Origin of the sequence: Pseudomonas sp. 2hn, assembly GCF_019646095.1 — a bacterium.
GTDB lineage: Bacteria > Pseudomonadota > Gammaproteobacteria > Pseudomonadales > Pseudomonadaceae > Aquipseudomonas > Aquipseudomonas peradeniyensis.
This window is the reverse complement of the sequence record NZ_CP081016.1, coordinates 5,222,606-5,246,131: the sequence shown is the minus strand read 5'-3', so window position 1 is coordinate 5,246,131 and position 23,526 is coordinate 5,222,606. Positions and strand designations below refer to the sequence as shown.

Genomic DNA, 23,526 nt, shown 5'->3' with positions numbered 1-23,526 from the left:
CGCCTGCAGGGTGTGCAGGCGGGCGTTGCCATCAGTTGGCGACGATGTTGACCAGTTTGCCCGGTACGACGATGACCTTGCGGATGGTCAGGCCGTCGGTGAAGCGCAGGACGTTCTCGTTGTTGCGGGCGGCGGCTTCGATGTCCTCGCGGCTGGCGGCGGCCGGCATTTCGACCTGGCCACGCAGCTTGCCGTTGACCTGAACCACCAGGGTCACGGTGTCCTGTACCAGGGCGCTTTCGTCGACCGTTGGCCAGGCCGCGTCGATCGCTGCCTGGTCGTGGCCCAGCGCCTTCCACAGTTCGTGGGAGATGTGCGGGGTGATCGGTGCCAGCAGCAGGGTGACGGCCTCGAGGCCTTCCTGCAGCAGGGCGCGGTCCTGGGCGGTGGCCTGTGGCGCCTTTTCCAGCACGTTCATCACGGTCATCACCTGGGCGATGGCGGTGTTGAACTTGTGGTACTGGCCCACGTCAGTGCTGGCCTGCTTGATGGCGGCGTGGATGGCGCGGCGGATGACCTTCTGCTCGTCGCTCAGGGCGGCGATGTCCAGCTGGCCCGGCAGGCCTTGGGCCACATGGGCCTGGGCCAGGCGCCAGACACGGCGCAGGAAGCGGCTGGCACCCTCGACGCCGGAGTCGGACCATTCAAGGCTCATGTCGGGCGGCGAGGCGAACATCATGAACAGGCGGCAGGTGTCGGCGCCGTAGGCTTCGATCATCGACTGCGGGTCGACGCCGTTGTTCTTCGATTTCGACATCTTCTCGGTGCCGCCGATTTCCACCGGCAGGCCGTCGGTCTTCAGGCGCGCGCCAATGATCTTGGCCTTGGCGTCACGCTCGATTTCGACATCGGCCGGGTTGAACCAGTCCTTGCCGCCATTGCTGGCGACACGGTAGTAGGTTTCGGCGACGACCATGCCCTGGGTCAACAGGTTCTTGAACGGCTCGTTGGAGGTCACCAGGCCTTCGTCGCGCATCAGCTTGTGGAAGAAGCGGGCGTAAAGCAGGTGCAGGATCGCGTGTTCGATACCGCCGATGTACTGGTCCACCGGCAGCCAGTGGTTGGCGGCTTTCGGATCGACCAGGCCCTTGTCGTAGTTCGGCGAGGCATAGCGGGCGAAGTACCAGGACGATTCGACGAAGGTGTCCATGGTGTCGGTTTCGCGCTTGGCCGCGGTGCCGCATTTCGGGCAGGTGCACTCATAGAACTCGGGCATGCGCGCCAGTGGCGAACCGGCGCCGTCCGGCACCACGTTCTCCGGCAGGGTGACCGGCAGCTGGTCTTCCGGCACCGGCACGTCGCCGCAGGACGGGCAGTGGATGATCGGGATCGGGCAGCCCCAGTAGCGCTGGCGGCTGATGCCCCAGTCGCGCAGGCGGAACTGGGTGCGGGATTTGCCCAGGTCCTTGCGGATCAGTGCGGCCTCGATGGCATCGAAGGCGCCCTGGAAGTCCAGGCCGTCGAACTCGCCGGAGTTGATCAGCTGGCCGTGCTCGCCGTAGGCGGCCAGCCACTCGTTGCCCACTTCGTCGCCGACGCTGGTGCGCACCACCGCCTTGACTGGCAGGTTGTACTTGTGGGCGAACTCGAAGTCGCGCTCGTCATGGGCCGGCACGGCCATTACCGCGCCATCGCCGTAGTGCATCAGCACGTAGTTGGCGACCCATACCGGCAGTTTCTCGCCGGTCAGCGGGTGCTCGACGCACAGGGAAGTGGCCATGCCCTTCTTCTCCTGCGTGGCCATGTCGGCCTCGGCGACGCTGCCGCTCTTGCACTCGTCGATGAACGCCTGCAACGCCGGGTTGCTCTGGGCGGCCTGGGTGGCCAGCGGGTGCTCGGCGGCGACGGCGACGTAGGTCGCGCCCATCAGGGTGTCCGGACGGGTGGTGAAGACTTTCAGGGTGCCTTCATGGCCAATGCTGGCCTGGTCGTACGGGAACTGCACTTCCATGCCGCGGGACTTGCCGATCCAGTTGCGCTGCATGGTCTTGACCTGCTCGGGCCAGCCCGGCAGCTCGTCGAGGCTTTCCAGCAGTTCGTCGGCGTAGTCGGTGATGCGGAAGTAGTACATCGGGATCTCGCGCTTCTCGATCAGCGCGCCCGAACGCCAGCCACGGCCGTCGATGACCTGCTCGTTGGCCAGTACGGTCTGGTCCGCCGGGTCCCAGTTCACGGTGCCGTTCTTGCGGTAGATGATGCCTTTCTCGAACAGGCGGGTGAACAGCCACTGCTCCCAGCGGTAGTAGTCCGGCTTGCAGGTGGTGACTTCACGCGACCAGTCGATGGCCAGACCCAGGCTCTTGAGCTGGGTCTTCATGTAGTCGATGTTCTCGTAGGTCCACTTGGCCGGGGCGACGTTGTTCTTCATCGCGGCGTTTTCCGCCGGCATGCCGAAAGCGTCCCAGCCCATCGGCTGCAGGACGTTCTTGCCCAGCATGCGCTGGTAGCGGGCGATCACGTCACCGATGGTGTAGTTGCGCACGTGGCCCATGTGTAGCTTGCCGCTCGGGTACGGGAACATCGATAGGCAGTAGTACGTGTCTTTGCCTGGCTGTTCGGTGACAGCGAACGATTGTTGCTCGTCCCAGGCATTCTGGGCGGCGGCTTCTACATCACGGGGCGTGTATTGTTCGTGCATGGCTACTTTGTATTGAGAGGAATAAGAGACATGTTCCAGGCAGCTCGACCTCGCTGCGTCCGGCACTCCGGTATCTTATGAGAGTGAACGCCGTAGCATACATGAGCGCCGCGCGTCGTGGGAAACCCTGATTGCATCGCCCGTCGCGCGGGCCGTTGGTCGCGGCATCCGGCCGCTTTTGCGAGTGACGCTAAGCTCATCTGTGGGGGGAGATATTCTTACCTTCAATGAGGTGAACGGATGGGAGAGTCGCAACTAACCGCAAACAAGCCGGAGCTATACGAACGCCTGATCGACCGTCTGGGCCTGGCACTGGAAGTGGCCAGAACCTCGGTGCGATTGCGCGACGAGATGCCTGCCGAACTGGAGTTGCGTGGCCTGAGCCATGCCGAGTTCGAAGTCATCAAGGCCTACCTGGAATCCCTTCCGGAGGGCCGTTTTGCCAGTGCCGGTGCCTACCCGCAACCGGAGCCGTCCTCGGCCAGGATCGTCTGGCTCAAGGACCGCAAGCGCTCCGGTACCCCAGCCAGCTCCAGGACGTTGCCGTCCCGATAGCCGTTCAGGGTTGCAGGCGCGGATCGACGCGCCGGTTTTCGTAATGCACGTATTGATTGGCGCCGGATGCCCTTGAGCTCCGGTGCCGATCCTCTTAGGCTGCATGCCTTCCATGGAGGTGTGCAATGCCGTTTCGCTTTTTCGTCAAACAATGGTTGATGCCGCCCGGCATTCTCTTACTGCTGTTGCTGGCTGCCTGGTGGTGGCGCCGCCGCCGTCCTCGCCTGGCTGCTGTCTGCTTCGCGGTGGGGCTAGGCGGCCTGTGGCTGATGAGTACGCCACTGGCAGTGCAAAGGGGCGCCCAAGCCCTCGAAACCGAGCCGGCACTCGCGACCGAGGGTTGGACGGACCTGGCGGTCCAGGCTGATGCCATCGTCGTACTCGGGGCGGGGCGCGAGCGGGGTGATCCGGCTTGGGATGGCGCTGACCAGCCAAGTTACCTGGCGCTGGAGCGCATGCGCTATGCCGCTCAGTTGGCCAAAGCCTCGGGTTTGCCGGTGCTGACCAGTGGTGGCCTGCACTACGGCGTGCCACCCAGTGAGGCGCAATTGATGGCTGAACGCTTGCAGGCTGATTTTGGTGTGAAGGTCACCTGGAAGGAAGAGGCCAGTCGCACCACTTGGGAAAACGCTGAGTTCAGTGCAAAGATACTTCAGCCGTTGGGCATCAGGCGCGTGGTGGTGGTGACCCAGGCCTGGCACATGCAGCGTTCGCGCTGGAGCTTCGAGCGGGCTGGGTTCGAGGTGGTGCCGGCGCCAGTGGGCTTCCTCGGGCGCGATCATGCCCGACCGTTCGCGGGGTTGCTGCCGGAAAGCCGGGCCATGTGGCAGAGCGGGCAGTTGCTGAACGAGGCGGTGGGGTTGCTGGGGTATCGGTTGTTCTACTGATGTCCTGCGTACACGGCCCCCTGTAGGAGCGGCCTTGTGCCGCGAAAGGGCCGCAAGGCGGCCCCGGGGTATTGGCGTATATGCACAGATCGTGGGGCCGCTTCGCAGCCCTTTCGCGGCACAAGACCGCTCCTACAGGGGGGCTTCGTCGGTCAGACAGTCTTGGCGATCCGCCCGGCCAGCAGTGCCCAGCCCAGCAACAGCACGCAGACAATCGCCAGCGGCCACGAGCGCCATTGCAGGTAAGGCGTCAGCTGCTGCATCGGCACCACCTCGCCATACAGCACGGCCCGCTGGAACTGCGGGATCTGCGCGGTGATCCTGCCGAACGGATCGATCAGCGCCGTCACGCCGTTGTTGGTGGCGCGGATCATCCAGCGACCGGCCTCCAGGGCGCGCATCTGGGCCATCTGCAGGTGCTGCAGCGGACCGATCGAGGTGCCGAACCAGGTGTCGTTGCTGATGGTCAGCAGCAGGTCGCTGCGCGCGGCAAGGCTTGCGGCGAACTCGGGATAGACCACTTCGTAGCAGATGTACGGGGCGACCTGGTAGCCCTTGGCCTGCAGCAGTGGCTGGTCCTCGGGGCCTCGGGCGAAGTCCGACATTGGCAAGTTGAAGAACTCGATCAGGCCGCGCAGCATGTCCTGCAGCGGTACGTACTCGCCGAACGGCACCAGCTTCTGCTTGAGGTAGGTGCCGTCGCCTTCGCCGGCCACGGTGATGCCGTTGTAGTAGCGGCGTTGGTGGTGAACCATCTGCCGCACCGGCACCCCGGTGATCAGCGCCGAATGCCGTTCAGCGGCAAAGGTGCCCATCATGTCGATGTAGCCCTGGGCCTGGTCCTTGAGCACCGGCACGGCGGTTTCCGGCCAGACCAGCAGGTCGGCGGGTTTCGAGCTGAAGCTCATGTCGCGGTACAGCGCCAGTTGCGCATTGACGTGCGCCGGGTCCCATTTCAGGTCCTGCTCGACGTTGCCCTGCAGGGCGGCGACCTTCAGCGGGTCGCCCGCCGGCTTGGTCCAGGCGTGGTCCTTGAGGGCCAGGCCGAGGATCCACGGCGCCACCAGCAACACCACGCCAATGGCCAGGAACGAGCGACGCTCACGCAAGCGGTGCAGGTTGCACAGCAAGGCCGCGCTCAAGGCCAGGACGAAGGACACCAGCCATACGCCGCCCAGCGGAGCGAGGCCGGCGAGCGGGCCGTCAAGTTGGCTGTAGCCGGCGTACAGCCAGGGGAAGCCGGTGAGGAACCAGCCGCGGAAGGCCTCCTGCAGCAACCACAGGGCGGCGAAGCACAGGGCATCGGCCAGTGGCGCTTCGTCGCGGCGCAGCCAGCGTGCCCAGAGCCAGGCGGGCAAGGCGAAGAAGAACGCCAGGCAGGCGAAGAATGCCAGCAGCAGGGCGATCGCCAGCAGCGGCGAGGCGCCGCCGTAGGTGTTCATGCTGACGTAGATCCACCAGGTGCCGGCGCCATAGAGGCCGAAGCCGAAGCACCAGCCACGGCCCAGGGCCTGGCGCGGCGTCAGTTCGCGCAGGCCGGCGTAGAACAGGGCGATGGACAGGATGGCCAGCGGCCAGACGTCGAACGGCGCCAGGGCCAGGAGGGTGGAAGCGCCGGCCGCCATGGCCAGCAGGTTACCGGGCCAGCCGGGGCGGGTGATCCAGCGCATTTTCGTCCTTAACGGTTGATCGGGGTCAGGCGCAGCAAGTGTATCCGCCGGCTGTCGGCGTTGAGAATACGGAAGCGGTAGCCGCCGATTTCGGTGGTTTCGTTACGCTTGGGCAGGTGGCCGAAGGCGCTCATCACCAGGCCGCCGACGGTGTCGAACTCGTCATCGGAGAATTCGCTGTCGAAGAAGCCGTTGAAGTTCTCGATCGGGGTCAGTGCCTTGACCAGGAAGTCGCCACTGGGCAGCGGCTTGATGTAGCTGTCTTCCTCGACATCGTGCTCGTCCTCGATATCGCCGACGATCTGCTCGAGCACGTCCTCGATGGTCACCAGGCCCGCCACGCCGCCGTACTCGTCGATGACGATGGCCATGTGGTTGTGGTTGGCGCGGAACTCGCGCAGCAGCACGTTCAGGCGCTTGGACTCGGGCACGAAGGTGGCCGGGCGCAGCAGGTCCTTGATGTTGAAGCTGTCGCCGTTCTCCTTGAGGATCAGCGGCAGCAGGTCCTTGGCGAGCAGGATGCCGAGCACATCGTCATGGCTTTCGCCGATCACCGGGTAGCGCGAGTGCGCGGCGTCGATCACCGCCGGCAGGAACTCGCGCGGCGACTGGCTGGCCTTGATGCTGATCATCTGCGAGCGCGGCACCATGATATCGCGCACCTGCAGGTCGGCGACCTGGATGGCGCCTTCGACGATGGTCAGCGCTTCGCTGTCGAGCAGCTTGTTCTGATGGGCTTCGCGCAGCAGCTCGAGGAGCTCCTGGCGGTTTTTCGGCTCATGGGCAAAAGCCTGGGTCAGCTTACCCAGCCAGGACTTTTGCCCGTTGCTCGATCGGTCTTCGCTCATGGCGGTTACTCGTGATCCTTGCAGTGTTCAGTGTGTGATTGATTCGGTTTCGTCATCGGCGTACGGGTCCGGATGACCCAGTTCCGCCAGCAATTCTCGTTCCAGCGCTTCCATCTCCTCGGCCTCATCATCTTCGATGTGGTCGTAGCCGAGCAGGTGCAGGCAGCCGTGGATGACCAGGTGCGCCCAGTGCGCCTCGAGGGCCTTGCCCTGTTCGGCGGCCTCGCGCTCGACCACCGGCACGCAGATCACCAGGTCGCCCAGCAGCGGAATGTCGAGCAGGTCGTCGGGTACATCGGCGGGGAAGGACAGCACGTTGGTGGCGTAGTCCTTGTGCCGGTAGGTGTGGTTCAGCTCGCGGCCTTCGGCTTCGTCGACCAGGCGAATGGTCATCTCGGAGTCGGCCGTGCGCTGGCGCAGGGCCAGCTCGCACCAGCGGCGGAAAGCGGCGTCATCGGGGGCAGCGGCGTCCGTGGCCCGTTGCAGGTCGAGTTCAAGCATCTTTGCCGGGTGCCTCGGGCTTGGCCTGACGGGCGTCGAAGCGGTCGTAGGCCTCGACGATGCGCTGCACCAGTGGGTGGCGCACCACATCCTTGGGCTGGAAATGGGTGAAGCTGATGCCCGGGACGTCCTTGAGCACCTCGATCACATGGGCGAGCCCCGACTTGGTGCCACGCGGCAGGTCGACCTGGGTGATGTCGCCAGTGATCACCGCGGTCGAGCCGAAGCCGATGCGGGTGAGGAACATCTTCATCTGCTCGAGGGTGGTGTTCTGACTCTCGTCGAGGATGATGAAGCTGTTGTTCAGGGTGCGGCCGCGCATGTACGCCAGCGGCGCGATCTCGATCACCTGGCGCTCGATGAGCTTGGCCACGTGCTCGAAGCCGAGCATCTCGTAGAGCGCGTCGTAGAGCGGGCGCAGGTACGGGTCGATCTTCTGGGCCAGGTCGCCGGGCAGGAAACCGAGCTTTTCGCCGGCCTCGACCGCCGGGCGCACCAGCAGGATGCGGCGCACCTGTTCGCGCTCCAGCGCATCGACCGCGCAGGCCACGGCCAGGTAGGTCTTGCCGGTACCGGCCGGGCCGATGCCGAAGTTGATGTCGTTGGCCAGGATCTCCTTGACGTAGCGCTGCTGGTTGACGCCGCGTGGGCGGATGTTGCCCTTGCGCGTGCGCAGCGAGACGCTGACTTCGTTGACCGCCGGGTTCTCGAGGGTCTCGACCGTCGACTCCTGGAGATAGAGATGGACCGTTTCCGGCGACAGGTCGGTGGCCTTGGCCTCGCGATAGAGGCGGCGCAGCAACTGTTCGGCGGCGGAGGTGGTCTTGGGTTCGCCAATCAGTTCGAATTGATTGCCGCGGTTGCGGATCTCGATGGCCAGGCGTTGTTCGATCAGGCGCAGGTGCTCGTCGAACTGGCCGCACAGGTTGGCGAAACGATGGGCCTCGAAGGGTTCGAGGATGAAGCGATGGGGTTGTATGGGTGCGTTCAAGGTCGTTTTTAGCCGCTCGACGGCAATGAATGTGAACTCAAGAATAACCCTTGAGTGGCAGTGGCGAAAGCACTGAAACGATCAAGGGTCGGTGCGACGCTTCCGATCCGCGTGCCGATCATGGCAGGGCAAGTTGACGAAACTGTGATGCCGGTGGGCCGTGCAGGGGCCGGGGCGGCTCAGGGCAGGGGCGAGAAGGGCGTGCGACCTTCGGCGTTCTGCAGTTCCAGCAGGTATTTGCGGAAGATCTGGCCGAGCACCTGGGTGGCGTGCTCGAGCTCGTCGCGGGGCATTTGCTCGGTAACTTCGTCGGCCATGTCCAGGGCGTCTTCGGCACCGTTGACCGCGGCGATCTTGAGCAGGATGTAGGCCTGCACGTTGTTGGCCTTGACCCCTTCGCCATGGAAGAACATCGAGCCGAGACGGTACTGGGCCTGGCCCTGGCCCTGCAGCGAGGCCTTCTCGAACCACTTGAGCGCCTTGTCGAGATGGCGCGGCGTGCCGCTGTAGTAGAACTCGCCCAGCTCGTACTGCGCTTCGGCATCCCCGGACTCCGCCGTCTGTTCGCAAGCCTTCAGGGCGTTCTGCAGGTCTTCGGGCGCGGTATCGAGCGTGCAGCGGCCCGTCGTTGGAATCAGCAACGAGTTACCGCCCTCCGCCAGGGCCAGCAGGGGCTGAAGAAGCAACAGGCAGCCCAGGGTCAGGGCGCGGCCGGTGCGGTTCATGGGGATCGACTTACCTCTGCAAAGCTACGGCCAATGTCTCTGGTGGCACATTATGGGATAAGCAGCGCCTACCTTACAAAGTTTTACTCAGATTTCTACAACGCGGTGAGCAGTGCAAGGGTGTGACGCGGTTATCGCTTTGCTCATTTGTCGCCTGTGGCGGCCCCATCGCGGGGCAAGCCCGCTCCCACGCATGTCGTTATGGCGTGGGAGCGGGCTTGCCCCGCGATGGAACACCCTTACTTCAGCTTGGCGAACGCCCGCTCGGCCGCATCCAGGGTAATCTGCAGCTCCTTGTCGCCATGGGCGATGGAGGTGAAGCCGGCCTCGAAGGCGCTTGGTGCCAGGTACACGCCGCCTTCGAGCATCAGGTGGAAGAAGCGCTTGAAGCGCTCGGCGTCGCTGGCCATCACGTCGTCGAAGGTGACGATGTCGTCGGCGCCGCTGAAGTACAGGCCGAACATGGCGCCCGCCTGGGTGGTGACGAACGGGATGCCGGCGGCATCGGCGCGCTGTTGCAGGCCATCGAGCATGCGGCTGGTGAAGGCGCTCAGCTCGTCATGGAAGCCCGGGCGGCTGATCAGCTTCAGGGTGGTCAGGCCCGCGGCCATCGCCAGCGGGTTGCCCGACAGGGTGCCGGCCTGGTAGACCGGGCCCAGCGGGGCGATGCAGCCCATGATCTCGCGCTTGCCGCCGAAGCAGCCGACCGGCATGCCGCCACCGACGATCTTGCCGAAGGTCGACAGGTCCGGGGTGATGCCGTAGTGGCCCTGGGCGCCACCCAGCGACACACGGAAACCGGTCATCACTTCATCGAAGATCAGCACCACGCCATGCTTGTCGCACAGGGTGCGCAGGCCTTCGAGGAAGCCCGGCGCCGGTGGTACGCAGTTCATGTTGCCGGCCACCGGCTCGACGATGATGCAGGCGACGCTCTGGCCAACGTCGGCGAGGGTCTTCTCGACGGCGGCGATATCGTTGAACGGCAGGGTCAAGGTGTGCTTGGCGAAGTCCGCCGGCACCCCGGCCGAACTCGGCACACCCTGGGTCAGCAGGCCGGAGCCGGCCTTGACCAGCAGGCTGTCGGAGTGACCGTGGTAGCAGCCCTCGAACTTGATGATGGCGTCGCGGCCGGTGTAGCCACGGGCCAGGCGAATGGCGCTCATGGTGGCTTCGGTGCCGGAGCTGACCATGCGCACCATCTCCATCGACGGCACGATCGAGCAGACCAGGTCGGCCATCTCGGTTTCCATGGCGGTAGGCGCGCCGTAGGACAGGCCGTGCTCGAGCTGCCGGCGCACGGCATCCAGCACATCGGGGTGGCCGTGGCCGAGGATCATCGGGCCCCAGGAACCGACATAGTCGACATAGCGCTTGTCATCCTCGTCGATGACGTAGGCGCCTTCGGCGTGCTTGAAGAACAGCGGCGTGCCACCGACGCTCTTGAATGCGCGCACCGGCGAGTTGACGCCGCCGGGGATGTGTTTCTGGGCTTGGGCGAACAGGGCTTCGGAACGGGACATGGATCTTCTCTCGAAATCAGGAAACGAACAGGGCGTTGAAGGCGCGGGCGCGGCGGGTGACTTCCTGCGCGCTGTCGGCACCGAACAGGCCGTGGATCACCGCCAGCAGGTCGGCGCCATGGGCGACCAGCGGGGCGGCGTTGTCAAGGGTGATGCCGCCGATCACGGCGATCGGCAGCTTGACCTGGGCGCGGGCCTGCTCCAGCAGTTCGACGTTGGCGGCGGGCGCGCCCGGTTTGGTGACGGAATTGAAGAAGCGACCGAAGGCGACATAGCTGGCGCCTTCGCTGGCGGCCTGTTGCGCGAGGTCGAGGCTGGCGTGGCAGGTCGAGCCGATGATCGCCTGGCGGCCGAGCAGGGCGCGTGCCGGGGTGAGCGGACCGTCGGTCTGGCCCAGGTGCACGCCGACGCCCAGGCGTGCAGCCAGTTCGGCGTCGTCGTTGATGATCAGCTGGGTGCCGTAGCGTTCGCAGAGCTTCGCCAGCGCTTCAGCTTCGCGCAGGCGACGTCCGGCGTCGTCGCTCTTGTCGCGGTACTGCAGCAGGCAGACACCGCCTTTGAGTGCTGCCTCGACATGGCTCAGGAAACGGCCGGCGAGCAGCTGGCTGTCGGTGATGGCATACAGACCGCGGAGCGTCATCGGATGGCCTCGAGTCAGGAACAGAAATCCAGGGGCAGGCGGCGCGGCACGTACTGGCCCTTGCCCAGTTGCTCGGCGTCGCGCAGGGTCCGCCAGGTGTAGTCCAGGGCGCTGCGCACGGCGCTCTCCAGGTGCTCGCCCAGGGCCAGGCGACCGGCCAGGGCGCTGGCCAGGGTGCAGCCCGAGCCGTGGTAGCTGCCCGGCAGGCGCTGGCAGGTCCAGGTGTGTTGCTGGCCGTCGCGGCTGTACAGGCGGTTGTGGATTTCCACTTCGTCGCCGTGACCGCCGGTGATCAGCAGGTGTCTACAGAACGGCAGCAGCTTCTCGGCGCACTCGTCCGCCGTGCCTTCAGGCAGTTCCGCCAGGATACGCGCCTCCGGCAGGTTCGGCGTGGCGATGGTGGCCAGCGGCAGCAGGCGTTCGCGCAGCGCGTAGCCGACCTCGTCCTTGCCCAGGCGACCGCCGCCGCCGGCGCGCAGCACCGGGTCGCAGACCAGTGGCAGGTGCGGATGGGCGGCGAGTAGTTCGGCGATGGTGTCGACCATCTCGATCGAGCCGAGCATGCCCAGCTTCACCGCGGCCACCGTGGAGTCGGCCAGCACGGCGTTGGCCTGGGCCAGGACCCACTCGCGGTCGAGCACGCGGAAGTCGGAAACGTTGACGGTATCCTGCACGGTCAGGGCGGTCACGGCCGGCGCGGCGTGACAGCCCTGGGCGATCAGGGCTTCGATATCTGCCTGCAGCCCGGCGCCACCACTGGGGTCGTGGCCGGAGAGACAGAGGACAACGGGGCGGGAGCTGTAGGTATTCATGGTCGGCGAGCTTATCACCAAACCTTTTTCTGCGGTTCGCTCGCGGCGAGAGAATTGCTGATCAAGTGGTCAGGTTGAACTGGCTGTATATTCTGAAGCATGCGTTCTAGAGCCTCTACATGCAAATTCAAGGTGGCTGCTGGCCAGTGCTGGAGGCTATGCTAGAGTGCTCGGATAACTCGATAAATGGGTTCTGCCGGATCACGTCGTCTCAAAGGGATGGGAGGCAACCGCGACGCGACCGCACAGGCCATGCTGGGGCTGTATGCGCTATTTGCTGATTGTGCTTCTGGGCTGCTTGCCCATGCTGGCCGGAGCGGTCGAATTCGACGACGCCACCGGACGCCTGCCGCTGGGTCGGTACATGCAGGTCTATGAAGACCACGATGGTAGCGCCAGCATTGCCCAGGTCAGTTCCGCGGCGTTCACCGGGCGCTTCCAGGCGCATCAGGAGGAAGTGCTCAATGCCGGCTACTCCACCTCGGTATTCTGGCTGCGGGTCGATCTAGCCTATGCCGCCGTCCCATCGGCCGCGCCACGCCAATGGCTGCTGGAGCTTGCCTACCCGCCGCTGGATCACCTGGAACTCTACCTGCCGGACGCGCAGGGCACCTATCGCCTGGCCCGGCGCACCGGTGACGCGCTGCCCTATGCCAGCCGGGAGATCCGCCAGAACAACTACCTGTTCGAGTTGCCGCTGCAGCCCGGCCAGGCGACCACCGCCTACCTGCGTCTGCACAGCCAGGGCTCGATCCAGGCGCCGCTGACATTGTGGTCGGCCGAGGCCTACCTGGAAGACCAGCCCACCCGGCTTTATGTGCTGGGCATGATCTACGGCGTGCTGCTGGTGATGCTGGTGTACAACCTGTTCATCTACCTCAGCGTGCGTGATGTCAGCTACCTGTACTACATCCTTTATATCGCTTCGTTCGGTCTCTACCAGGTCTCGGTCAACGGCGCCGGCATTGCCTATTTCTGGCCGGACAGCCCGTGGTGGGCCAACGCCGCCACCCCGCTGTTCATCGGTGCCGCCGGGCTGTTCGGCTGCCAGTTCGCCCGCCACTTCCTGCAACTTGGCAGCCTCAGCCGGGGCTTCGACCGCCTGCTCAAGGGCTTGATGGCTGGCGGCGCGCTGGTAATGGTGCTGGCAGTGACCTTGCGCTACGGTGTGGCGCTGCGCATGGCCACGGTGCTGGCGCTGCTGTTCACCGTCAGTATCTTCAGCGCCGGGCTCTATGCCTGGTGGCGCGGATTGCGCGTGGCGCGCTGGTTCATCATCGCCTGGACCGCCTTCCTCGCTGGCGGGCTGGTCAACACGCTGATGGTGCTGGGTTACCTGCCCAACGTGTTCATCACCATGTATGCCAGCCAGTTGGGCTCGGCCCTGGAAGTGGCGTTGCTGTCGCTGGCCCTGGCCGACCGTATCAACAGCCTGCGCGAGCAGCAGGCGCAGACCCTGCGCGAAACCGGGCGCACGCTGGAGCAACTGAACCTGCAGCTGGCGCGCAGCAACCGGCTCAAGGACGAGTTCCTGGCCACCGTGACCCATGAACTGCGCACGCCGATGAACGGTGTGATCGGTTCGCTGGAGCTGCTGCACACCCTGCCCATGAGCGCCGAGCAGGCCCAGTACCACCGCACCGCCACCGGCTCTGCCCAGGACATGATGTCGATGGTCGACGACATCCTCATCCTTACCGAATTGCAGGCCGGGCGCCTGCGCAACCAGGGCATGGCGTTCAGCCTGCGACGCCTGCTTCAGGAACTGCGTGCCGGCTATGCCAGCCAGGCGCTGGCCAAGGGCCTGTACCTGAGCCTGGACATCCCCGCCGACCTGCCCGACAGTCTGGTCGGTGATGCGCAGAAGCTTGCCCGCTGCCTCGCCTGCCTGGTGGACAACGGGCTGAAGTTCACCCACCAGGGGGGCGTCACCGTGCAGGCCCGTGGCCGGCGCACCGGGCCGGACAGCCTGGTCCTGAGCCTCACGGTCAGTGACAGCGGCATCGGCTTCGATGACCTGGACCAGGCGGTGCTGTGCCAGCGCTTCTTCCAGGTGGACGGCTCGATGACCCGGCGCTACGGCGGGCTGGGCATCGGCCTGTCGATCTGCCGGCAGCTGGGTGAGTTGATCGGTGCGCAGCTGTCCCACGAGTCGACGCCGGGCCTGGGCAGCCGCTTCGAGCTGACTCTGGCCCTTGCCGTGGCGCAGGTGCAGGTACCACCGGCGCGTGCAGCCTCGGGGCTGGAGCGCTTCTGACGGACCCGTCGCGGTACCCGTGGGAGCGGGCTTGCCCCACGATCAGGGCGCGAAGCGCCCCCATGTAGTCCGTTTTGTCACTTTGACTCGAGGGCCTGCGGTGCTTCACTGGGTTATCCAGGCATGACCGGATCCAGGAGGCCGCCGATGAACCTGCACCAGTTCGCTGAAACCCACGAAGTCACCAACCAGCCGCCGTCCCTGGACGGCGCCAACCTGTATCGCCTCGACCAGCCCCTGCAGGAGTGGTCACGGCGGTTCGGCGCCGGCTGGGCCGAGTCGCGGATCGACGCCTACGGTGCCCTGGCCGGTGGTCCGTTGATGGCCGCGGGTTTCCTGGCCAATGCCCACAAGCCCGAGTTCAGCAGCCATGACCGCTACGGCCACCGCATCGACCTGGTGGAGTTTCATCCCGCCTATCACCAGTTGATGCGCACCGCCGTCGAGCACGGCCTGCCTTCGCTGCCCTGGGCCGAGCCACGGGACGGCGCCCACGTGGCGCGGGCCTCGATGACCTACCTGCACAGCCAGGCCGAAGCCGGCACCGGCTGCCCGCTGACCATGACCTTCGCCGCCGTGCCGGCCCTGCGCCTGCAACCCGAGCTTGCTGGCTACTGGCTGCCGAAGATCCTGGCTCGCGAATACGACCCGCGCAACGTCGGTGACCGACACAAGGCCGGTGTCACCATCGGCATGGCCATGACCGAAAAGCAGGGCGGCACCGATGTTCGCGCCAACACCACCCGCGCCTACCCGGTGGGCACGCCCGGCCCGGGCCAGCCCTATGAGCTGGTGGGGCACAAGTGGTTCTGTTCGGCGCCCATGTGCGACGCCTTCCTCACCCTGGCCCAGACCGACAAGGGCCTGAGCTGCTTCCTGCTGCCGCGCCACCGGCCCGATGACAACCGCAACCAGTTCTACATCCAGCGCCTGAAGAACAAGCTGGGCAACTGTTCCAACGCCTCCAGCGAGGTGGAGTTCCGCGGTGCCCTGGCCTGGATGATCGGCGAGGAGGGGCGCGGCGTGCCGACCATCATCGAGATGGTGGCCATGACCCGCTTCGACTGCATGGTCGGCTCCAGCGCCCTGATGCGCCAGGCCCTGACCCAGGCCGCGCACCACTGCGCCCACCGCAAGGTCGGCGGGCGCGTGCTGGCCGAGCAGCCGCTGATGCAGAACGTGCTCGCCGACCTGGCCCTGGAAAGCGAGGCGGCCCTGGCCCTGAGCTTGCGCATGGGCCAGGCCCTGGACCGCCTCGATGACCCTCAGCAGGCACACTTCGCCCGGCTGGTCACGGCCGTGGGCAAGTACTGGATCTGCAAGCGCGCCCCCGGGATGATCAACGAGGCCGCCGAGTGCCTGGGCGGCGCCGGTTACGTCGAGGACAGCATCCTGCCGCGGCTGTACCGCGAGGCGCCGGTCAACTCCACCTGGGAGGGCTCGGGCAACGTGCAGTGCCTGGACGTGCTGCGCGCGTTGTCGAAGGAGCCGGGCGTGCTCGAGGCGCTGTTCTGTGAGTTGGGAGACGGCCATGGGGATCCGCGGCTGGCGGCGTTCATCGGTAACCTCAAGGGTGCCTTCGCCGATACCGGCGATATCCAGTACCGCGCCCGGCAGCTGACCGAGGACATCGCCGTGGCGCTGCAGGCCAAGCTGCTGCTTGAGGCGGGCAACGCCACGGTGAGCGATGCGTTTATCGGCAGCCGGCTGGGCGGCGGCGGGCGGGTGTATGGCGCATTGCCGCGCGGGGTGGATGTCGAGGCGCTGGTGGCCAGGGCCACGCCTGCCTGGGCCGGATAATGCCATCGCGGGGCAAGCCCGCTCCCACGCCCCGTCACGTATGTTGCGTGGGAGCGGGCTTGCCCCGCGAAAGGCTCAGTGCCGATTCTCGGGGGTGTTTTTACCCAGCAACGCAGGCAAGATGGTTGTCATGCATTCCATAAGACAGGAAGCCCAGCGTGAGCCAAGCGTTTGTAGTCGTTGATACCCCCGAACAGGCCGTCGACCGTCTGGCGGCCTTGCATGAACAGGCCACCGGGGCCCTGAGCCAGGCCCTCAAGCGCTATCTCAAGGACCGTACCGAGCCGGGTGACGAGGAACGCGCGTTGTTCCGCTACCCGGCCCTGCGCCTAACCTACTCCAGCCAAGGCGAAGTCGCCGCCACCACCCGCGCCTACGCCAAGGTCCAGGTGGACGGCACCTACAGCGTCACCGTCACCCAGCCGGCAGCGTTCCGTGGCTACCTGCTCGAGCAACTGCGCCCGTTGATGCACGACTACACCGTGACCGTGGAAGTCGGCGTCAGCGAGCAGAACATCCCGTACCCCTATGTGGTCGACCAGGGCGATGAGCTGGCGGGCAGCGGCATCACCGCCGCGCAGCTGGCGCGGGTGTTCCCCAGCACCGACCTGTCGGCGGCCACCGATAACACCGCCGATGGCCTCTACGACTGGGAAAGTGCCGAGACCCTGCCGCTGGCGCTGTTCGACGCCGCCCGTGTGGACTTCTCCCTGCGCCGCCTGGTGCACTACACCGGCAGCGACTGGCGGCACATGCAGCCGTGGATCCTTCTCACCAACTACCACCGCTACGTCGACCAGTTCATCGCCCATGGCCTTGAGCAGCTGCGCGAGGACCCACGCTTCGTGCGCATGGTCCTGCCGGGCAACGTGGTCATCGAGAAGGGCATGGACAACGGCGAGGCCCAGGCCCTGGTCGCCAGCGTGGTCTGGCACCGCTACCAGATGCCGGCCTACCACCTGATCGCCGCCGACGGCGATGGCGTGACCCTGGTCAATATCGGCGTCGGCCCGTCCAACGCCAAGAACATCACCGACCACCTGGCGGTGCTGCGCCCGCACTGCTGGCTGATGATCGGCCACTGCGGCGGCCTGCGCCAGTCGCAGACCATCGGCGACTACGTGCTGGCCCACGCCTACATGCGCCGCGACGGCATCCTAGACCGCGTGGTGCCGCCGAACATCCCGATCCCGGCCCTGGCCGAGGTGCAGCTGGCGTTGCAGGAGGCGGCCGCGCAGGTCACCGGCGAGCGCGGCGAGCAGCTCAAGAAGCGCCTGCGCACCGGCACCGTGCTCACCTATGACGACCGCAACTGGGAACTGCGCTGGGCCCAGGAACGTCCGTTGATCAACCTGTCCCGCGCCGTGGCGGTGGACATGGAGAGCGGCACCATCGCGGCCCAGGGCTACCGCCTGCGCGTGCCGTACGGCACCTTGCTGTGTGTCTCCGACAAGCCACTGCACAGCGAGATCAAGCTGCCCGGCTCGGCCAACGCCTTCTACAACCGCGCGGTCAGCCAGCACCTGAAGATCGGCATCGCCGCCCTCGACCTGCTGCGCACCGAGCTCAACTCGCTGCACTCGCGTAAACTGCGCAGCTTCGATGAGCCGCCGTTCCGCTGAGGATCCATGCCCCTGCCACCCCGTAGCACACCGCGCCGCCCTGCGGCGCGGCCCACCGGCCCGCGTCGCCAGCCCAAGGCGCCGCCGGCCGAACCGCGCCTGATCCTGTTCAACAAGCCGTTCGATGTGCTCACCCAGTTCAGCGACGGCGAGGGGCGGGCCACGCTCAAGGACTTCATCGACATTCCCGGCATCTATCCGGCCGGGCGCCTGGACCGCGACAGCGAAGGCCTGCTGTTGCTGACCAACGACGGGCGCCTGCAGGCGCGTATCGCCGACCCGAAGCACAAGCTGGCCAAGACCTACTGGGTACAGGTTGAGGGAGAGCCGAGCGAAGAGCAGCTAAAGCGCCTGCGTGACGGCGTCGAGCTCAACGACGGGCTGACGTTGCCGGCCCAGGCGCGCCTGCTTGAGGAGCCCGAGCTGTGGCCGCGCAATCCGCCTGTGCGTTTTCGCAAGAGCGTGCCGACTGCCTGGCTGGAGCTGGTGATCCGTGAAGGTCGCAATCGCCAGGTGCGGCGGATGACGGCGGCGGTTGGCTTGCCGACTTTGCGCCTGGTGCGGGTTCGGATCGGTGACTGGACAATCGAAGGGCTGGAGCAGGGCTGCTGGCGCGAAGTGCCGGCGAAGCTTTGAGCCGCACGCGTCCCCCTGTAGGAGCGGCCTTGTGCCGCGAAAGGGCCGCGTAGCGGCCCCGGGAATTTCTGCCTTGATGCTGAAATCTGGGGCTGCTTTGCAGCCCTTTCGCGGCACAAGGCCGCTCCTACAAGGAAGTAGAGTTGCAGGCCGCTACACCCCTTCGAGAAACCCCACCACCACGCTCTTGATGATGAACGCCAGCACGCCCAGGCCCAGCACAAAGAACAGGATCAGCGTGCCAAAGCGCCCGGCCTTGGACTTCTTCGCCAGGTCCCAGACGATGAAGCCCATGAAACCGATCAGCACGGTGACCAGGACGATCATCATCCATTCTTCGAATACTGCGGGATCCATCAGTTCACTCCAGGCAGATTGAGCCCCCGATCATACGCCGCACGTGCAAGGATTCAACGCAGGTGGGTCAATGGCAGCTCGGTGCTGGCCAGCACCTGGTTGAGCACGAAGCTCGAGCGCACGCTGGTCACCCCTTCGATACGGGTCAGGCTGCCCAGCAGCAGCTTCTGGTAGTGGTCCATGTCCGGCACCACCACCTTGAGCTGGTAGTCGGCGTCCATCCCGGTGACCAGGCTGCACTCGAGCACCTGGGGCAGGCTGCGGATCGCCGCCTCGAAGGTCTCGAAGCGCTCGGGCGTGTGCCGGTCCATGCCGATCAGCACATAGGCGGTCAGGCTCAGGCCGAGCTTCTTGCGATCCAGCAGGGCCACCTGGCGCGAGATGTAGCCGTCGTCCTCGAGCTGCTTGACCCGACGTGAGCATGGGGAAGGCGACAGGCCGATGCGTTCGGCCAGTTCCTGGTTGGAGATGCGCGCATCGCGCTGCAATTCGGCGAGGATGCTCAGGTCGTAGCGGTCGAGCTTGCTCATGGAAAGGGCCTTTTCTGTTCAGATTGCTGCGAATTATCGATCCTGAGTGAAAAATTGCGCAAGCGCTATTTATCAGAGCAATCTTCGCAATCCTCTGCCCCGGCGGCTGGCCTATCTTTATCACCAGAATCACTGCCCGGACATCAGTCCACGGCGACGCGCCCTAGGCGGGCGGTCGCGGCCAGCCATCCAACAGGATCCGCCAGGCCCCCGGGCTACGCACTGTCCAGAAGACGGCGCGAGGTGAGCCGGTGCCACAAGCGCCGAGCACGGACGACAATTCCCAAAGGGAGGCCGCAAGGCCTCCCTTTTTTATTGCGCCGCAGGCTGAATGAGTGAGGCCTTGCGGCGGCCAACCACTGCCAGCGCCGCCAGCAGCACCAGCAGCCCGCCCGCCACGGCAATCACGAATCCGCTGCGCGCTGTCGTGGCGTCCACCCACTGGCCGGCGCCTGCCGCGCCGATGGCCACGCCGACATTCAGGCCGGCCAGCAGCCAGGTCAGGCCCTCGGTCAGCTGGCGCTCGGGCACGTTGCGCTCCACCAGGGCCATGGCCACTATCATGGTCGGGGCGAAGAACACCCCGGCCAGCAACACTGCCGCGGCCAGCAGGGCGAGGTTGTCGACCATGAGCAACGGCAGGGTAGCGAGCAGGGTGGCCAGTGCGCCGAGCAGCAACTGGCGGGGCAGCGGCAGTCGCCAGCGCAGGGTGCCGAACAGCAGCCCCGAGGCACAGGAACCCAAAGCATAGGCCGACAGCACCAGGCTGGCGGCGGCCGGCTGCCCTTGTTCGCTGGCGAAGGCGACAGTGGCGATGTCCACCGTGCCGACAATCATGCCCATTGCCACCATCAGCAAGGTCAGTTGACGCACGGTCGGCAGCCGCCATACCGGCAGGCCACTTGCCAACGGTGCGTCGACAGCTGCCGGTGGTGGTTCGCTGGCGGTCTGCATCGCCAGTGCCGCAGTGCCCAGCAACAGCAGCGCGGCGGCGGCCAGCAGCCCGGCCTGAGGGCATAGCGCCACGCTAAGCCCGACCGCCAGGGGTGGCCCGGCGATGAAGCTGACTTCGTCGAGCACGGTTTCCAGCGAGTAGGCGGTCTGCAGTTGGGGTTGGCCGCGATACAGGTGGGTCCAGCGGGCGCGGACCATGGCCGACATGCTGGGCATGCACCCGGCCAGCAGGGCGGCGACGAACAGCAGCCAGTCGGGGCCGCGCAGCCAGGCGCAGGCCGCCATCAACAGCAGTCCGAGCACGCTCAGCAGGCCGGCCAGCGGCAGCACCCGGCGCTGGCCCAGGCGGTCCACCAGGCGCGAGACCTGCGGCGACAGCAGGGCATAGGTCAGCACGAAGCAGGCCGACACCGCTCCGGCCAGGGCATAGTTGCCGCGCCATTGCGCGAGCAGGGTGATGATGCCGATCCCGGTCATCGGCAATGGCAGCCGTGCCAGCAGCCCGGCCAGGGTAAAGGCGCGGGTACCTGCGGGGATGAACAACTGGGCGTAGGGGTTGGACATGCTGCTTCCTCCTTGAGGCGGCCCGCTTGCCGCTGGCTGGGCGGGGCGTGAATAATACGTACAGTGCGTATGATTAAATATTCATACGCGGTGAATGTAAATATTCATACGAAGTGTACGTAAAGGAGAGGCCATGGTTCGCCGCACCCGCGCCGAAATGGAAGAAACCCGTGCCGCCTTGCTGGCGATGGCTCGTCAAGTGCTAGGCGAGCAGGGTTACGCACAGACGTCCATGGACGATCTGACCGCCCGCGCCGGGCTGACCCGCGGCGCGCTGTACCACCATTTCGGCGACAAACAGGGCCTGCTGGCGGCCGTGGTGGCGCAGATCGACGGTGAGATGGATGCGCGCCTGCTGGCCATCTCCGAATCCAGCGATGACCCTTGGCAAGGCTTCTGTCAGCGCTGCCAGGCGTACCTGCGCATGGCCCGCGAGCCGGAGATCCAGCGCATCGTCCTGCGCGATGCGCGGGCCGTGCTGGGCGCCGCTTCGCCCGAGGCGCAGCAGTATTGCATCGCGTCGTTGCAGCGGATGCTGGCGAGGCTGGTCCAACAGGGCGTGGTAGCCGAGGCCGATCCTTGGGCGCTGGCGGCGCTGGTGCATGGCAGCCTGTCGGAAGCGGCATTCTGGATCGCCCAAGGCGAGGACGGTGACGCGCGGCTCGGTCAGGCACTGGGTGCGCTAGAGCTGCTGCTGCGCGGCCTGTTGGCGCGCTAGGCTGTCGGCTATTTCATCTGCCGGTCGCGGTCCGCGGAGTAGACTGCGAATGGTAAAGGCGAGCGTTTTCATCGAGAGGAACAACATGAGTTCGCGCATCTGGCGATTGGCAGGTGTTGGTTTGCTGGGCCTGGGCATCAGCCTGGGCGCCCTGGCCGAAGGGCCTGGAGAAGGGCATGGCGGTCAGCAGGAGCAAGGCGGTGGCGAACGGCGTGGATCGCCGCTCAATTCACGTGACGAAGTGCGCCAGACGCAACCGCCACGCCAGGGCTACTACCAGGACATTCCCCGTCGCTACGGCGACAACCGTTACTGGGAAGCGGGCGGTCCGGGTCAGCGCCCCGGTGGCGACTGGTCAGGCCGGCCCGATGGGCATGGCAATGGCTGGGGGCCAGGGCCGCAGTACCACCCCGGGCATACCGTCGACCGCTTCCCGGATCGCTACTGGAAAGTGCCGTACCGCGGGCAGGACTATTTCTACTCTGGTGGCTACTGGTACCGGCCCCATCGCGGCGGCTACGTGGTAGTCACGCCGCCCTACGGTGTGCGGGTCGGCTACCTGCCGCCCTATGCCCGTGAGGTGTGGTTGAGCGGTGCGCTGTTCTTCCTGGTGGCCGACACGTATTACCAGTACCAGGCCGACAGCCGCGAGTACGTGGTGGTCAATCCGCCCACGGTGGCGCCGGCGCCAATGCCGCAGCAGGGCAGCGGCTACGATGTGATCGCCTATCCGATGTACGGCCAGGGGCCGGAGCAGCAGGAGCAGGACCGCTATCAATGCCATCGCTGGGCGGTGAGCCAGTCGGGCTTCGATCCGGCGACCGCCAGCTATGCGCCGCCGGCCAATGTGACGGACAACTATCGAAGGGCGTTGGGCGCTTGCCTGAGCGGGCGCGGCTACAGCGTCAATTGACGGGGCATTCGCGATAACGGGCTACACCGGGTCGGCGTGAACCATTACATCGGCCCGTGGATAGCGCTGGCGAATGACCTGCGAGGCCTGCACGCACAGCTCATGGGCGGCATGTAGCGGCATGTCGCCGGGCAGCTCCAGATGCAGTTGGACGAACCACTGGCTGCCGGATACCCGCGTGCGCAGGTCATGCACCCCCTTCACCCCGGGAATCGCCAGCACCACTTCGAGCATGCGCTCGCCGATATCGGCGGGCAGCTCCTTGTCCATCAGGATCGCCGTGCTCTCGCGGGCGATCTGTAGCGCGCTCCACAGGATGTACAGGGCAATCCCCAGGCCGAACAGGGCGTCGAGCTGCGGCCAGCCGAAGCGGGCGAGCAGCAGCGCCAGCAGGATGCTGGCGTTGAGCAGCAGGTCGGAGCGGTAGTGCAGCGAGTCCGCGCGCACGGCGGTGGAGCCGGTCAGGCGGATGACCTTGCGCTGGAACGCCAGCAGCGCCACGGTCAGCGCCAATGACAGCAGCATCACCGCGATGCCGGCGGCAGTGTCGCCCAAGGGCTCCGGCGACTTCAGCCGCTCCACCGCCTGCACCCCGATCAGCACCGCGCTGACCCCTATGAACAGCGCCTGGGCCATGCCGGCCAGGGCTTCGGCCTTGCCGTGGCCGAAGCGGTGGTCGTCATCGGCCGGGCGCAGCGCGTAATGCACCGCCAGCAGGTTGAGGAAGGAGGCGGCGGCATCCAGCGCCGAGTCGGTCAGCCCGGCCAGCAGGCTGACCGAGCCGCTCAGCCACCAGGCCACGGCCTTGCTCAGCACCAGGATGCAGGCGACGCTCAGCGAGGCGCGAGTGGCCAGGCGCAACAGGCGTTGGTGTTCGGCGGTGGCGGTCATGCGCAGGAGATCGTCCGAATCAGGTCAGGCAGCGGGTACCAGGCCGTAGCTGGCCAGTTGCTCGACGCTGCCGCGGTGCTGGATCAGCCGCGGGTCGTTCAGCGGCAGGCGCTGGCCCAGTTCGCTTTCAAGGATAGCCTGCAGCTTGGTCCGGTCGACCTGGCCATCGGCATTGATCGCCGGCTTGAGCTTGGCCGGGTCGACATGGGCCGTGGTGCCCCCGGGGTAGTAGATGGCGCCGGTGGCGAAGTCGATGCCGAAGGCGATCAGGCCGGGAATGACATAGAACAGGATACCGATGGCATCCAACGCTGCGACCACCGGATCGATCTTGCCTTCGATCTGGCCGCGACGGTCGGGGTAGAACAGGGTGCCGCAGGCCGTCAACTGGGTCAGCAGGGTGGCGATGAGGGCGCCACCGATGACGCGGGAAGGGATGCGCATGTGAATCTCCGGAAGAAAACGACGAACAACGGCGCGGCAATGGCCTGCGC

General features: G+C 66.0%; 22 protein-coding genes. 8 read left to right on the top strand and 14 right to left on the bottom strand.

What is annotated here, in order from left to right:
- Positions 1-31: 31 nt before the first annotated feature.
- Positions 32-2,638, bottom strand: a complete 2,607-nt coding sequence (leuS, locus tag K2O50_RS23685; protein WP_050707053.1) for a leucine--tRNA ligase — start codon at positions 2,636-2,638, stop codon at positions 32-34.
- A 240-nt stretch (positions 2,639-2,878) separates the two neighbouring features.
- Between leuS and K2O50_RS23680 the strand changes: the two genes are divergently transcribed.
- Both K2O50_RS23680 and K2O50_RS23675 read left to right on the top strand, forming a co-directional pair.
- The gene (locus K2O50_RS23680; RefSeq protein WP_050707052.1) at positions 2,879-3,193 is read left to right on the top strand and encodes a hypothetical protein; all 315 of its coding nucleotides are present in this window, start codon (positions 2,879-2,881) and stop codon (positions 3,191-3,193) included.
- Positions 3,194-3,318: 125 nt separating this feature from the next.
- The gene (locus K2O50_RS23675) at positions 3,319-4,080 is read left to right on the top strand and encodes a YdcF family protein (RefSeq protein ID WP_050707051.1); all 762 of its coding nucleotides are present in this window, start codon (positions 3,319-3,321) and stop codon (positions 4,078-4,080) included.
- Positions 4,081-4,232: 152 nt separating this feature from the next.
- Here the strand turns inward: K2O50_RS23675 and lnt are convergent, their stop codons facing one another.
- From lnt to K2O50_RS23635, 8 genes are all read right to left on the bottom strand, one after another.
- Positions 4,233-5,750 (bottom strand): apolipoprotein N-acyltransferase, encoded by a 1,518-nt coding sequence (gene lnt, locus K2O50_RS23670; RefSeq protein ID WP_050707050.1) that lies wholly within the window; start codon positions 5,748-5,750, stop codon positions 4,233-4,235.
- An 8-nt stretch (positions 5,751-5,758) separates the two neighbouring features.
- Positions 5,759-6,598, bottom strand: a complete 840-nt coding sequence (locus K2O50_RS23665; protein WP_050707049.1) for an HlyC/CorC family transporter — start codon at positions 6,596-6,598, stop codon at positions 5,759-5,761.
- Positions 6,599-6,625: 27 nt separating this feature from the next.
- Positions 6,626-7,099, bottom strand: a complete 474-nt coding sequence (ybeY, locus tag K2O50_RS23660) for an rRNA maturation RNase YbeY (protein ID WP_050707048.1) — start codon at positions 7,097-7,099, stop codon at positions 6,626-6,628.
- On the bottom strand, positions 7,092-8,090 hold the full coding sequence (locus K2O50_RS23655; RefSeq protein ID WP_050707047.1) for a PhoH family protein: 999 nt from the start codon (positions 8,088-8,090) through the stop codon (positions 7,092-7,094). The genes ybeY and K2O50_RS23655 overlap by 8 nt, the downstream gene beginning before the upstream one ends.
- A gap of 179 nt (positions 8,091-8,269) precedes the next feature.
- A complete protein-coding gene (locus K2O50_RS23650) occupies positions 8,270-8,815 on the bottom strand; it encodes a tetratricopeptide repeat protein (protein ID WP_050707046.1) in 546 nt (181 codons plus the stop codon).
- Between the two features lie 239 nt (positions 8,816-9,054).
- Entirely contained in the window at positions 9,055-10,338 is a 1,284-nt protein-coding gene (gene hemL, locus K2O50_RS23645) for a glutamate-1-semialdehyde 2,1-aminomutase (RefSeq protein ID WP_050707045.1), read from the bottom strand.
- A gap of 16 nt (positions 10,339-10,354) precedes the next feature.
- A complete protein-coding gene (thiE, locus tag K2O50_RS23640; RefSeq protein ID WP_050707044.1) occupies positions 10,355-10,978 on the bottom strand; it encodes a thiamine phosphate synthase in 624 nt (207 codons plus the stop codon).
- A gap of 14 nt (positions 10,979-10,992) precedes the next feature.
- Entirely contained in the window at positions 10,993-11,790 is a 798-nt protein-coding gene (locus K2O50_RS23635) for a hydroxymethylpyrimidine/phosphomethylpyrimidine kinase (protein ID WP_050707043.1), read from the bottom strand.
- A gap of 265 nt (positions 11,791-12,055) precedes the next feature.
- Here K2O50_RS23635 and K2O50_RS23630 point away from each other — a divergent pair, with 265 nt between their 5' ends.
- The 4 genes from K2O50_RS23630 to K2O50_RS23615 all read left to right on the top strand — a co-directional run bounded on the left by K2O50_RS23630 (position 12,056) and on the right by K2O50_RS23615 (position 18,105).
- Positions 12,056-14,047, top strand: coding sequence for a hybrid sensor histidine kinase/response regulator (locus K2O50_RS23630; protein ID WP_050707042.1), 1,992 nt, complete (start codon positions 12,056-12,058; stop codon positions 14,045-14,047).
- Between the two features lie 147 nt (positions 14,048-14,194).
- The gene (locus K2O50_RS23625) at positions 14,195-15,847 is read left to right on the top strand and encodes an acyl-CoA dehydrogenase family protein (RefSeq protein ID WP_050707041.1); all 1,653 of its coding nucleotides are present in this window, start codon (positions 14,195-14,197) and stop codon (positions 15,845-15,847) included.
- Positions 15,848-16,005: 158 nt separating this feature from the next.
- A complete protein-coding gene (gene amn, locus K2O50_RS23620) occupies positions 16,006-17,469 on the top strand; it encodes an AMP nucleosidase (RefSeq protein WP_050707040.1) in 1,464 nt (487 codons plus the stop codon).
- Positions 17,470-17,475: 6 nt separating this feature from the next.
- Complete coding sequence (locus tag K2O50_RS23615) at positions 17,476-18,105, top strand: pseudouridine synthase (RefSeq protein ID WP_050707039.1); 630 nt, start codon at positions 17,476-17,478, stop codon at positions 18,103-18,105.
- A 153-nt stretch (positions 18,106-18,258) separates the two neighbouring features.
- On the opposite strand, the gene K2O50_RS23610 is transcribed toward K2O50_RS23615, so the two are convergent.
- The 3 genes from K2O50_RS23610 to K2O50_RS23600 form a co-directional block, all read right to left on the bottom strand.
- Positions 18,259-18,462, bottom strand: coding sequence for a DUF2788 domain-containing protein (locus K2O50_RS23610; RefSeq protein ID WP_023378567.1), 204 nt, complete (start codon positions 18,460-18,462; stop codon positions 18,259-18,261).
- Positions 18,463-18,515: 53 nt separating this feature from the next.
- Positions 18,516-18,992 (bottom strand): Lrp/AsnC family transcriptional regulator, encoded by a 477-nt coding sequence (locus K2O50_RS23605; protein WP_011535815.1) that lies wholly within the window; start codon positions 18,990-18,992, stop codon positions 18,516-18,518.
- Positions 18,993-19,304: 312 nt separating this feature from the next.
- Complete coding sequence (locus tag K2O50_RS23600; RefSeq protein WP_050707038.1) at positions 19,305-20,510, bottom strand: MFS transporter; 1,206 nt, start codon at positions 20,508-20,510, stop codon at positions 19,305-19,307.
- A gap of 133 nt (positions 20,511-20,643) precedes the next feature.
- Between K2O50_RS23600 and K2O50_RS23595 the strand changes: the two genes are divergently transcribed.
- Together K2O50_RS23595 and K2O50_RS23590 are read left to right on the top strand one after the other, a co-directional pair.
- Positions 20,644-21,228, top strand: coding sequence for a TetR/AcrR family transcriptional regulator (locus tag K2O50_RS23595; protein WP_050707037.1), 585 nt, complete (start codon positions 20,644-20,646; stop codon positions 21,226-21,228).
- Positions 21,229-21,313: 85 nt separating this feature from the next.
- Complete coding sequence (locus K2O50_RS23590; protein ID WP_050707036.1) at positions 21,314-22,141, top strand: DUF6515 family protein; 828 nt, start codon at positions 21,314-21,316, stop codon at positions 22,139-22,141.
- A gap of 21 nt (positions 22,142-22,162) precedes the next feature.
- Here the strand turns inward: K2O50_RS23590 and K2O50_RS23585 are convergent, their stop codons facing one another.
- Together K2O50_RS23585 and K2O50_RS23580 are read right to left on the bottom strand one after the other, a co-directional pair.
- Positions 22,163-23,032, bottom strand: coding sequence for a cation diffusion facilitator family transporter (locus K2O50_RS23585; RefSeq protein ID WP_050707035.1), 870 nt, complete (start codon positions 23,030-23,032; stop codon positions 22,163-22,165).
- Between the two features lie 24 nt (positions 23,033-23,056).
- Positions 23,057-23,476 (bottom strand): hypothetical protein, encoded by a 420-nt coding sequence (locus tag K2O50_RS23580; protein WP_050707034.1) that lies wholly within the window; start codon positions 23,474-23,476, stop codon positions 23,057-23,059.
- Between the last annotated feature and the right edge of the window lie 50 nt (positions 23,477-23,526).

Coding starts and splice junctions, on each gene's coding strand:
- leuS (WP_050707053.1), bottom strand. CDS start 2,638: ATGCACGAACAATACACGCCCCGTGATGTAGAAGCCGCCGCCCAGAAT.
- K2O50_RS23595 (WP_050707037.1), top strand. CDS start 20,644: ATGGTTCGCCGCACCCGCGCCGAAATGGAAGAAACCCGTGCCGCCTTG.
- K2O50_RS23580 (WP_050707034.1), bottom strand. CDS start 23,476: ATGCGCATCCCTTCCCGCGTCATCGGTGGCGCCCTCATCGCCACCCTG.
- K2O50_RS23585 (WP_050707035.1), bottom strand. CDS start 23,032: ATGACCGCCACCGCCGAACACCAACGCCTGTTGCGCCTGGCCACTCGC.
- ybeY (WP_050707048.1), bottom strand. CDS start 7,099: ATGCTTGAACTCGACCTGCAACGGGCCACGGACGCCGCTGCCCCCGAT.
- K2O50_RS23615 (WP_050707039.1), top strand. CDS start 17,476: ATGCCCCTGCCACCCCGTAGCACACCGCGCCGCCCTGCGGCGCGGCCC.
- lnt (WP_050707050.1), bottom strand. CDS start 5,750: ATGCGCTGGATCACCCGCCCCGGCTGGCCCGGTAACCTGCTGGCCATG.
- K2O50_RS23675 (WP_050707051.1), top strand. CDS start 3,319: ATGCCGTTTCGCTTTTTCGTCAAACAATGGTTGATGCCGCCCGGCATT.
- K2O50_RS23590 (WP_050707036.1), top strand. CDS start 21,314: ATGAGTTCGCGCATCTGGCGATTGGCAGGTGTTGGTTTGCTGGGCCTG.
- K2O50_RS23625 (WP_050707041.1), top strand. CDS start 14,195: ATGAACCTGCACCAGTTCGCTGAAACCCACGAAGTCACCAACCAGCCG.
- K2O50_RS23650 (WP_050707046.1), bottom strand. CDS start 8,815: ATGAACCGCACCGGCCGCGCCCTGACCCTGGGCTGCCTGTTGCTTCTT.
- thiE (WP_050707044.1), bottom strand. CDS start 10,978: ATGACGCTCCGCGGTCTGTATGCCATCACCGACAGCCAGCTGCTCGCC.
- K2O50_RS23630 (WP_050707042.1), top strand. CDS start 12,056: ATGCGCTATTTGCTGATTGTGCTTCTGGGCTGCTTGCCCATGCTGGCC.
- K2O50_RS23600 (WP_050707038.1), bottom strand. CDS start 20,510: ATGTCCAACCCCTACGCCCAGTTGTTCATCCCCGCAGGTACCCGCGCC.
- K2O50_RS23635 (WP_050707043.1), bottom strand. CDS start 11,790: ATGAATACCTACAGCTCCCGCCCCGTTGTCCTCTGTCTCTCCGGCCAC.
- hemL (WP_050707045.1), bottom strand. CDS start 10,338: ATGTCCCGTTCCGAAGCCCTGTTCGCCCAAGCCCAGAAACACATCCCC.
- K2O50_RS23605 (WP_011535815.1), bottom strand. CDS start 18,992: ATGAGCAAGCTCGACCGCTACGACCTGAGCATCCTCGCCGAATTGCAG.
- K2O50_RS23680 (WP_050707052.1), top strand. CDS start 2,879: ATGGGAGAGTCGCAACTAACCGCAAACAAGCCGGAGCTATACGAACGC.
- K2O50_RS23665 (WP_050707049.1), bottom strand. CDS start 6,598: ATGAGCGAAGACCGATCGAGCAACGGGCAAAAGTCCTGGCTGGGTAAG.
- K2O50_RS23610 (WP_023378567.1), bottom strand. CDS start 18,462: ATGGATCCCGCAGTATTCGAAGAATGGATGATGATCGTCCTGGTCACC.